13 protein-coding genes are annotated in these 7,932 nt (G+C 66.3%); 5 read left to right on the forward strand and 8 right to left on the reverse strand.

What is annotated here, in order from left to right:
• Positions 1–4: 4 nt before the first annotated feature.
• Genes KBY65_RS06090 through KBY65_RS06100 form a run of 3 tightly spaced genes read right to left on the reverse strand, consistent with a single transcriptional unit; the run spans position 5 to position 2,248 of the window.
• Complete coding sequence (locus KBY65_RS06090) at positions 5–1,549, reverse strand: phytoene desaturase family protein (RefSeq protein ID WP_255000880.1); 1,545 nt, start codon at positions 1,547–1,549, stop codon at positions 5–7.
• A 16-nt stretch (positions 1,550–1,565) separates the two neighbouring features.
• On the reverse strand, positions 1,566–2,003 hold the full coding sequence (locus KBY65_RS06095) for a thiol-disulfide oxidoreductase DCC family protein (protein WP_254987222.1): 438 nt from the start codon (positions 2,001–2,003) through the stop codon (positions 1,566–1,568).
• Positions 2,000–2,248 (reverse strand): hypothetical protein, encoded by a 249-nt coding sequence (locus KBY65_RS06100; RefSeq protein ID WP_255000862.1) that lies wholly within the window; start codon positions 2,246–2,248, stop codon positions 2,000–2,002. The genes KBY65_RS06095 and KBY65_RS06100 overlap by 4 nt, the downstream gene beginning before the upstream one ends.
• Positions 2,249–2,309: 61 nt before the next feature.
• Between KBY65_RS06100 and KBY65_RS06105 the strand changes: the two genes are divergently transcribed.
• The 5 genes from KBY65_RS06105 to KBY65_RS06125 all read left to right on the forward strand — a co-directional run bounded on the left by KBY65_RS06105 (position 2,310) and on the right by KBY65_RS06125 (position 4,997).
• Positions 2,310–2,762: a secondary thiamine-phosphate synthase enzyme YjbQ gene (locus KBY65_RS06105; RefSeq protein ID WP_094561606.1), complete on the forward strand. Its 453-nt coding sequence runs from the start codon at positions 2,310–2,312 to the stop codon at positions 2,760–2,762.
• An 89-nt stretch (positions 2,763–2,851) separates the two neighbouring features.
• Positions 2,852–3,349 carry an HIT family protein gene (locus tag KBY65_RS06110; protein ID WP_094561605.1) on the forward strand — a complete coding sequence of 166 codons (498 nt, stop codon included), beginning with the start codon at positions 2,852–2,854 and terminating at the stop codon, positions 3,347–3,349.
• A gap of 197 nt (positions 3,350–3,546) precedes the next feature.
• A complete protein-coding gene (locus KBY65_RS06115) occupies positions 3,547–4,092 on the forward strand; it encodes a hypothetical protein (protein WP_255000865.1) in 546 nt (181 codons plus the stop codon).
• 3 nt (positions 4,093–4,095) lie between these two features.
• Entirely contained in the window at positions 4,096–4,644 is a 549-nt protein-coding gene (locus KBY65_RS06120; RefSeq protein WP_094561603.1) for a hypothetical protein, read from the forward strand.
• A gap of 125 nt (positions 4,645–4,769) precedes the next feature.
• Positions 4,770–4,997 (forward strand): Nif11-like leader peptide family natural product precursor, encoded by a 228-nt coding sequence (locus KBY65_RS06125; RefSeq protein ID WP_094561630.1) that lies wholly within the window; start codon positions 4,770–4,772, stop codon positions 4,995–4,997.
• 111 nt (positions 4,998–5,108) lie between these two features.
• On the opposite strand, the gene KBY65_RS06130 is transcribed toward KBY65_RS06125, so the two are convergent.
• From KBY65_RS06130 to KBY65_RS06150, 5 genes are all read right to left on the reverse strand, one after another.
• Positions 5,109–5,276: a hypothetical protein gene (locus tag KBY65_RS06130; RefSeq protein WP_158217079.1), complete on the reverse strand. Its 168-nt coding sequence runs from the start codon at positions 5,274–5,276 to the stop codon at positions 5,109–5,111.
• 260 nt (positions 5,277–5,536) lie between these two features.
• Entirely contained in the window at positions 5,537–5,839 is a 303-nt protein-coding gene (locus KBY65_RS06135) for a hypothetical protein (RefSeq protein ID WP_255000868.1), read from the reverse strand.
• A gap of 297 nt (positions 5,840–6,136) precedes the next feature.
• Positions 6,137–6,760, reverse strand: coding sequence for a sigma-70 family RNA polymerase sigma factor (locus tag KBY65_RS06140; protein ID WP_255000870.1), 624 nt, complete (start codon positions 6,758–6,760; stop codon positions 6,137–6,139).
• 391 nt (positions 6,761–7,151) lie between these two features.
• Positions 7,152–7,343 carry a type II toxin-antitoxin system HicA family toxin gene (locus KBY65_RS06145; protein WP_233128778.1) on the reverse strand — a complete coding sequence of 64 codons (192 nt, stop codon included), beginning with the start codon at positions 7,341–7,343 and terminating at the stop codon, positions 7,152–7,154.
• A gap of 36 nt (positions 7,344–7,379) precedes the next feature.
• Positions 7,380–7,592: a type II toxin-antitoxin system HicB family antitoxin gene (locus KBY65_RS06150; RefSeq protein ID WP_094561627.1), complete on the reverse strand. Its 213-nt coding sequence runs from the start codon at positions 7,590–7,592 to the stop codon at positions 7,380–7,382.
• Between the last annotated feature and the right edge of the window lie 340 nt (positions 7,593–7,932).

Genomic DNA, 7,932 nt, shown 5'->3' on the forward strand with positions numbered 1-7,932 from the left:
GCTGTTAGCCCATGCCGATGCTCTCCAGCAGCTCCCGCTGTTGGCGCGGCTGCACGAAGCGGTGGGCGGCCAGGGCGCCACTCACGGCCACTGGTGGAACTCCGATCCCCGGGAACACCCCAGCTCCGCAAAGCACCAGATTGTCGATGGGTGTGCCGCCACCGGGAAATGCCCCAGCGTTGGCCGGCCAGGCGGGCCCGTAGCTGCCTTGGTGAACCCTGAGGTAGTGCTGGTGGGTCAGGGGTGTGCCCTGCAGTTCGATCACCAGCCGCTCCCGCCAGTCGGGGATCAGGGGATCCAGCACCCGGTGGAACACCTGGCAGCGCTCGTGTTTGAGGGCCGTGTAGGCGGGGCTGCCCCGTTGGAGGTCTTGCCACAGATGCCAGGGTTCGTTAGCGGGGGTGTAGCCATGCAGCACCTGATGGCCCGCAGGTGCCATCGATGGGTCCAGCAGCGACGGCATCGACAACACAACCATGTTGCGCTCGGCCCCGATGCCCCGCTGCCAATCACCCACCCAGACATGGTGGATGGGTAGGTGCTGCAGATCGTCTCCCCGCAGCCCGACATGCCAGTGCAGAAAGCTGTTGCAGGCCGGCGTGCTGGCCTGCTTGCGCCGCCAGGCTGCTGGGCAGTCCTGCTCGTTTAACAGCGCCAGGGTGTCCCAGGGGCTGGCATTGCTGATCACCCCCCTGCGGGCGCGCAGCACCGTGCCATCCCCAAGTCGCACCCCCACGGCGCGTTTGTTCTCCACGCAGATGCTGCGCACCGGCGTCGCCGTGTGCAGCGCGCCGCCATGGCGCTCCAGCGCCCGCTTCAGGGCCTCCACCACGGCGGCACTACCACCGATCGGGTAGTCGAGGCTGGCCTCGGGTTCAAACCATTCGCCAAACAGAGTGGCCATCGCGGCGGCACTGGTCTGATCCATCGGCAGGCCCGAGATCAGAAAGCAGAGCAGATCCACCCAATGGAGCAGGAAGGGATCACGCAAGTGGCGCCGGGCGATCGGTCCAAACGCCCCGCCGAGTTGGGCCAGCCTGCCGGCCTGGGCCAGCAACCCCACAGCTCCCCGTCCGCCCAGGGTGGTGGCCAGGCCCAGGCCTGGCCTCAGGGCGAGCAGGGGCAGGGCTCGCGCGGCCCGGCAGGTTGGTTCCAGCACCTGCATGAAGCGGGCCCATTCGTCACAGGCGCTGGCGCCGCGGAGCTCCCGCACCACCGCCAGAAAGGGCTCAAGCCCCACCCCCACCCGCAACGGCCCCTCGGGCAGCAGCAGGCCCCAGTCTTGATAGGTGGCCACGGGCACGGATTCACCCACGGCCCGCAGCACCTGGGCCAGGGGATTGCTGCTGGGCCAGCCGCCCAAGCCCGACCACAACGAGGGACCGGATTCAAATTGAAACCCCTGGCGGCTGAAACCATGGGCGGCACCACCGGGCACGGTGTGGGCTTCCAGCACGGCCACCTCGAGGCCGTAGCGGGCCGCCAGGGCTCCGGCGCACAGGCCGCCCAGGCCGCTGCCGATCACCACCAGGTCGACGTCTTGGTGCATCAGAGGTTTTGGTGCATCAGCGTGGGGCGCAGTTGCCGCCTCGGGCTCGGCAGAGCGAGTCAAGGTTGGGTCGTCCCGTGAGGCGCAACCGACCAGCAGCCCAGAGGCCATAGGCCAGATCCGCCAGCTGGCGTACCAGTGGCCAGCGGGTGGGCGCATAGAGCCAGCCCAGGCCAACCAGGGCGTAGGCGCGCCGGAACACCGCCACATCCCGGAGCACCTCCCCGTCAGCCGTGATGGCATGGATGCGTCCCATCGCGTCGGCGTAGCTGATGCCGGCGTGGGCCTCGGGGTTGTAATCGGCTCGGTCGATGTCAACGAAGGCGAGCCGAGGCTGGTCGCCATGGCGGGCCTGGTCGCGTCGTTGCAGACCGTTCACCTCCCGCCGGCACAGCGGGCAGGCACCGTCGTAGAGCACGGTGAGGACTGCGAGGTTGTCTGTTTGCTGGTTCACTTCTTGCGGCAGTAGCCACCACCCACATTCATCCAGCCCGAAGGGCAGGCCTGGCCGTTGGTGGGCTGCACCGTGTAATTCATCAAGCCCAGGGTGCTGCACTGGCCATTGAATGTGTCGACGTAGCCCATCGGACAGATGTTGCCGATTCTGGGCACCTGGCGTTGGGCCTGGGCTGGCGGGCTGATCAGGGCCAGGCCCGGCAGCACCACCAACAGGGACAGCAGAGCGCGACTGGCGGTCATTCAGAAGGCTGCAGAAGGGTCATATCGATGCTAATCAGGGCTCGCTGTTGGTTATGTCTTCATGCTGCGCCAGAGCCTCGAAACGCTCCAGGTGCTCACCCCGGGTGAGGGCTTCACCGACCTCACCGGCCGGCTGAACGCCAGCATCGCCGCCAGTGGCCTGCAGCTCGGCCTGCTCAACCTGGTGTGTCTGCACACCTCCTGCAGCCTCACGATCAACGAAAATGCCGATCCGCGGGTGTTGCGCGACCTCTCGGCCTACCTGCGTGCCCTGGTGCCGGAGGAGGGCATTCGCCCCGTGAGCGGCCTGGGCGACCTGCGCCCCTACATCCACGCCGATGAAGGGGCCGACGACATGCCGGCCCACATCCGTACGGCCCTCACCACCAGCCAGCTCAGCTTGTCGTTCCAGCACGGTCGACTGCTGCTCGGCACCTGGCAGGCTGTTTACCTCTGGGAGCACCGTCGCCAGGGCAGTGCGCGCCAGTTGACGGTTCACGTGCTGGGCAGCTGACGCAGAACGGGCTTGCAGCAAGGACATGCAGCAAGGGCCGATGGTTTGGTGCTGGCGCCCATGATTGAGCTCCCCAAGCGCTGATCAGCATGACTTTGGCTGCTGAAACATGTGCGATTTGTCAGATCCATGGCTCTGTTTCAGCTCAGACGTCCTACGAAATCGGCCGCGGCGCTCTCTGGGTGCTGCGCCACCACCCCGATCCGTCGCCCCTGCTGGGTTGGCTGCTGCTCGACAGCGCACGCCACCTGGGTGGGCCGGTCGATTTCAACCCTGAGGAAGCCGCCGCTTGGGGGGTGGCCGTGCAGCACGCCAGCGCTCTGGTGAAGGAGCTCACGGGGTGTGATCGGGTGTATGCCATCGCCTTCGGAGAGGGTGCACCCCATCTGCACCTGCACCTGATTCCCCGCTTCACCAGCGACCCCCACACCGCGGCCTGGTCAGTGGCGGATCACTACCGGGCCGTCATCGCCGGGGAGCGGAACCCTGCCAACCCTGGCGACGTGGCTGATTTGGTTGTGCAGGCTCGCCAACGTGTGGACCAAGCCGTGCTGGATGCGTTCAGCCCCAGATCCGCAACTTGTTGAGCAGGAACATCAAGACGGTGGTGTGGCGTGTCTCCACATCGGCCGGTGCCGCCGCTGCCTGGGGCTTTGCTGATCGCGAGCAGATCGCTGCGCTGCTCGAGGCCAGGCCGTAAGCAGCAAGAGCGGAGACGGTCGATAAGAGCGGTGTGCATCGGCAATAGCTCCTGAGATCACACCGGCTGCTGGCCCGCTTGACCATGGCTTGGGTGGCACCCGGCTCCCTCAAGGGACCACAGGGCATTCAGGGTCTGCAGGGTGTGGACGGCCCGGCAGGACCTGCTGGCGCCGATGGCATCCAGGGCATTCAGGGCGAGCAGGGCCTTGCCGGACCAGAAGGCCCCCAGGGTCAGCAGGGCATCCAGGGTGCTGCGGGTCTGGGAATCACCTTCAAGGGCCAGGTGGCGACAGAAGCGGAGCTGCCGGGTGATGCGTCCCAGGGCGATGCCTACATCGTGCAGGCCGATGACTCCTTCTGGGTCTACGACGAGGCCAGCAGCAGCTGGGTGAATGGCGGCTCGATCCAGGGCCCCCAGGGCATCGAGGGGCCGCAAGGGGCGCGAGGCCTACAAGGAGAGATCGGCCCCCAGGGCATTCAGGGAATCGACGGCCCGGCTGGCGTTCAGGGCCTGCGCGGCACGGGCTGGTTCAACGGCAGCGGTCCTCCTGCTGCTGACATCCCCGGCTCGATCCCAGGCGACCTTTATCTGGACAAGGACAGCGGTGATGTCTACACGCTGAGCTGAGCGGTGGGCTGGTCGTTTGCTGGCAACCTGCAGGGCCCGGCTGGCCCGAGCGCCGTGTCGGCTGATGCGGGCAACAGCGCCAGGCTGGGCAGCGACGGGAGGGTGTTTGTGCCCTCTTCCCTCTACGCCCTGCCCGTGGCGACTGCCACGCTGCTGGGCGGCATCAAGGTGGGTGCCGGATTGTCCATGACGGCCGACGGCGTGCTCAACGCGGCGATGGCGACCACCTACGTCAACAAGGCCGGTGATGTGATGAACGGCCCGCTGCGCTGGGCCAACAGCGGCAGCGTTTCTACCTTCAATGGCCGGGACGTCTACCTGTACTACGACGGGACGTTTCTTCGCTGCCAGCTGCCCTCTTCTCGCACGGCCTGGCGGATTGAGAACAGCACCGGCCAGGTGACCTTTGGCTCCTGTCCGGCGGCAGCCAACCCGCCGATTGCAACCAGTGATCTGGCCAACAAGGGCTATGTCGACAGCCGACTGACCGCCGTCCTTGACGAGCTGGCAGTCCTCAAAGCCGACGTGGCCGCCCTCAAGGCCGCGAGCTGAGGCATTGCTGGAGGGCAGCTTCTCCAACGGGCTTCCATGTGCCGCAATGTGCGCCAATGTGCCGCATGGAACCTGGCATCACGCGCCAGAGCACGCCAGGTTGGTTGCAGCAGAGGGTTGAGCAGATGAGCTGGTCTGATCTGGAGCGGCTGGTTGCTGATGCAGAAAACAACCAGGAGCTCCAGCAGACCCTGCGCCACTGCCGCAGCCGCCAGGAGCTGCTCCACACCGCACGCCGCCTCGGCTATCGGGTAACCAAAAGCGACCTGTACAACGCCTGGCTAGAGCACCAGAACGCACCAGCAGCCAATGGAGCCGGTGGTGCTGATCGATGGGCAGCTGGCGGCAGCTGAGCTGCCTGCAGACAGGCCAGCTGGAGCACCACGGTTTAGGCCCGCAGCCCTGGAATCCCCGAGCGGGAGCGAGTGGGTGGAGGGGCATAGGCAGACAGTGGGGCCTGGGTCCTAGACGGCCCAGCGCAGGGGCTGCTCCCAGGCTTCCTCTGGGCAGATCAGATCCCAGCAGCTGCCGATCGGCGCCGGCAGGGTGAAGAGCACAAGCTGCTGAACGGCCGGAGCCGGCTTGCGCTGCCTGGTGTTGCTGGAGCGAAGCAGGGTGGCGGTGGCTTGCATGGCAGGAAGGAGAAAAAACGCCCCCTCCCGCGCCCATCCAGCCGCCGGGTCAAGGCCGCCTGCAGGGCGCTCGCCTTGGCCTTGACGCTGCGGCACTGCCAGCCCAGGACGTACTCTGGGTGCTGGCCCATGGGCGAACCATCGGGGACGTGCTCTCCCCTGCGGTGCACCACGGCTGACCCTTAACTCCAGCGGGTCAACAGGGGAAAGAAAGCCGGGATTAGGCCCCCGGCAGGGCCTGAGCTTTTGGGCCCTGGGCCCTAGACCAGAGCGTGCCGCTGGACCTCGAGCGAGCAGCGGTGCAGCAGCTCCTGCTGGGCCAGGAGCCGCTCATCGAGCTCATCCACCCTCGCCAGGCATTGGCGGATGGCGGGCAGCACCTCTTCTTCTAAGAAGGTGATTTCCTCTTCTCCATAGGGCTGCTCGATCCAGGTGCGGCGCAGCGGCAGATCGCGCCGCAGCATCAGCACCACCTCGATGGAACGGAGCGTGGATTCGAGCAGCAGGAACGGATCTTCCTCAGGACGGCAGAACGGTGAAGCGGTAGCTGAAAGAGAAGCCATGATTTTCTGCGCCATCTGGCGCAGCGAAGGGACTTCCCGAAGCCGAGGCATGACGCAGGAATGCCTCACACTGAGGAAGCCCGGAGCAAGCCACTGGTGGACAACCCAGAGGATCAAGGTCAGGGGCTGTTTGGGTTGCAGCGGAATCCCTGAGCAGGCGTGAACGGGTGGAGCAAGGCCCGAAGTCCGGGCTGTTCAGCGCAGAGCTGGAATCCCTGAGCGGGAGCGAGTGGGTGGAAACGCGGAGCCTGTTCCCAGAACCTTCCGGCCACCAGGGGTGGCCAAAGGCCCCTCAGCTCAGGCCTGGAGCTGCACACGCAGGGCCCCAAGGGCCTTTTTCTGAGCCCTTTGCACTGACATGGCGCTGATGCCGAGCTTCTGACCTGCATCTCGGAGGCTCAGGCCCTCAAGGATCGTGAGCCGCAGCGCTGCGGCCTGGGCAGCGGGGAGCTGCTCAACGAGCTGCTCCAGCGCCAGCCCATCGGCGCCATTCCCATCAGGTGCCTCGGCCTCTGGGGCGGCCAGCTGATCAAGCAGGCACGGCTCGCCATCGAAGCTGGCATCCAGGCTGCTGTGGCCCAGGGGGCAATCACCTGCCTCGTGAACCTGCCTGGGCACCCGCACCAGGCGGACCCGATCACGCAGGTGATGCTGCAGGGCCCCGCTGATGCAGCGGCGGAGATAGGGAGCTGCAGGCTCGCCGGCGCGGCAGCTGGGAGCTGAGAGAAGCAGGGCCTCGCGGGCCACCTGGATCAGATCCTCTCGCTCCACCAGCGGAAAGAAGCGCCGAGCTGTAGCAGAAGCGATGGCATCGGCCAGCGGCAGGTGCTCCAGCACCAGGACATCGCGGGCCTTGAGGGCAGAGCGGCTGAGGACTGCAGCTGGCTGCCGGCGGCGGGAGGGGGAAAGCGGGGAAGCCATCTGGGGACGGCGGAGAACCCCACCCCCACTGGCCGGCCGCAATGCAGGGGCAAGGACGCCTCGCAGGGGCGCATGGCCTGATCCTTGACGCGGCGTGAGGACTGGCCGAGGGATGCGGTGGGTGTTTGCCGGGCCTGGTGGCGGCCCCAGCTGACACCCCCGCCACTGTTGAAGTGTTTTAGCCCTCCGGCCCTACCGGCCTGGCCAGTGGTGAATGACCTGCTGACCCTGCCTCTGGCGCAACGGCTGGAGCTGGTCCAGACCCTGTGGGACTCAATCGCCGCTGAATAGGTTGGCGCTGAGCTCACCGACGCCAATCGGCAGCTGATTGATCAACGGCTGGAGAGCTTCCTGGCAGACGGCGACCCTGGCCACGATGCCGATGCGGCGCTCAGCGGTAGCGAAGGAACTCCTCCACCGACATGCCGATGTCTTTGGCGATCTGGCGCAAGAGCGGCGGTGCGATGTCGCGTCCTTTATGCGCAGGGACCGTTGTGCACCGGCCCTTGGCATCGCGGAACTGCTGGTGGGAACCGCGCTGGCGAACGACCTCAAACCCCAGCTTGTTGAGGATGTCTGCCACCTCTGCCGGCTTAAGAACAGGAGTTGACCCCACCGTTTAAGCCGGCACGGAGATTTGCTGCAGACCCACGAAATCGCTTTCCAGAGCTGGTTCGCCGTCCTCGAGGAGCATGGAAATCACTTCCTCAAGGTTGCCCTGCAACTCATCAAGGGTCTCGCCCTGGCTGTGAGCCCCCGGGAACCCTGGGACGTAGCCCACCAGGAGCCCGGTCTCAGGGCAGCGCTCAATCACTGCTGAAAACGTGTGCATGGTGGTGGACTCCGTCTGTCCATTCTGCTGCGCTAAGCCCAGGCCTGAGAAAAAGGGACCGGAGCCTCCCATCCCTCAGAAGGGCAGCAGGCCTTCTAGCTCGGGATCGAGCGGAGCCTCGGGCTGCTCGGCCTGCCGCTCGATCAGCGGATCATCCGGCAGCTCAGCGAGCCGCACCATGGCGAGGCCTGCGCGCCAATCCCAGGGGATCACTGTCTGCCGACAATGAAGTTGGCCGGTCGGCGACAAGCTCGTTGGCCGGTGGGGTGAGTGCTGGAGAGCCTGGTGCCGATGCGCAGGGACCAGGGGATGCCGGCACCACTGACCAGTCACCAACGCA

This window comes from Cyanobium sp. Alchichica 3B3-8F6 (assembly GCF_024346435.1).
Taxonomy (GTDB): Bacteria; Cyanobacteriota; Cyanobacteriia; order PCC-6307; family Cyanobiaceae; genus Cyanobium_A.

Excerpts from the sequence above, each read along its gene's own strand:
- KBY65_RS06090 (WP_255000880.1), bottom strand. The coding sequence starts at position 1,549 with ATGCACCAAGACGTCGACCTGGTGGTGATCGGCAGCGGCCTGGGCGGC.
- KBY65_RS06100 (WP_255000862.1), bottom strand. The coding sequence starts at position 2,248 with ATGACCGCCAGTCGCGCTCTGCTGTCCCTGTTGGTGGTGCTGCCGGGC.
- KBY65_RS06105 (WP_094561606.1), top strand. The coding sequence starts at position 2,310 with ATGCTGCGCCAGAGCCTCGAAACGCTCCAGGTGCTCACCCCGGGTGAG.
- KBY65_RS06110 (WP_094561605.1), top strand. The coding sequence starts at position 2,852 with ATGACTTTGGCTGCTGAAACATGTGCGATTTGTCAGATCCATGGCTCT.
- KBY65_RS06115 (WP_255000865.1), top strand. The coding sequence starts at position 3,547 with ATGGCTTGGGTGGCACCCGGCTCCCTCAAGGGACCACAGGGCATTCAG.
- KBY65_RS06125 (WP_094561630.1), top strand. The coding sequence starts at position 4,770 with ATGAGCTGGTCTGATCTGGAGCGGCTGGTTGCTGATGCAGAAAACAAC.
- KBY65_RS06130 (WP_158217079.1), bottom strand. The coding sequence starts at position 5,276 with ATGCAAGCCACCGCCACCCTGCTTCGCTCCAGCAACACCAGGCAGCGC.
- KBY65_RS06135 (WP_255000868.1), bottom strand. The coding sequence starts at position 5,839 with ATGGCTTCTCTTTCAGCTACCGCTTCACCGTTCTGCCGTCCTGAGGAA.
- KBY65_RS06140 (WP_255000870.1), bottom strand. The coding sequence starts at position 6,760 with ATGGCTTCCCCGCTTTCCCCCTCCCGCCGCCGGCAGCCAGCTGCAGTC.
- KBY65_RS06150 (WP_094561627.1), bottom strand. The coding sequence starts at position 7,592 with ATGCACACGTTTTCAGCAGTGATTGAGCGCTGCCCTGAGACCGGGCTC.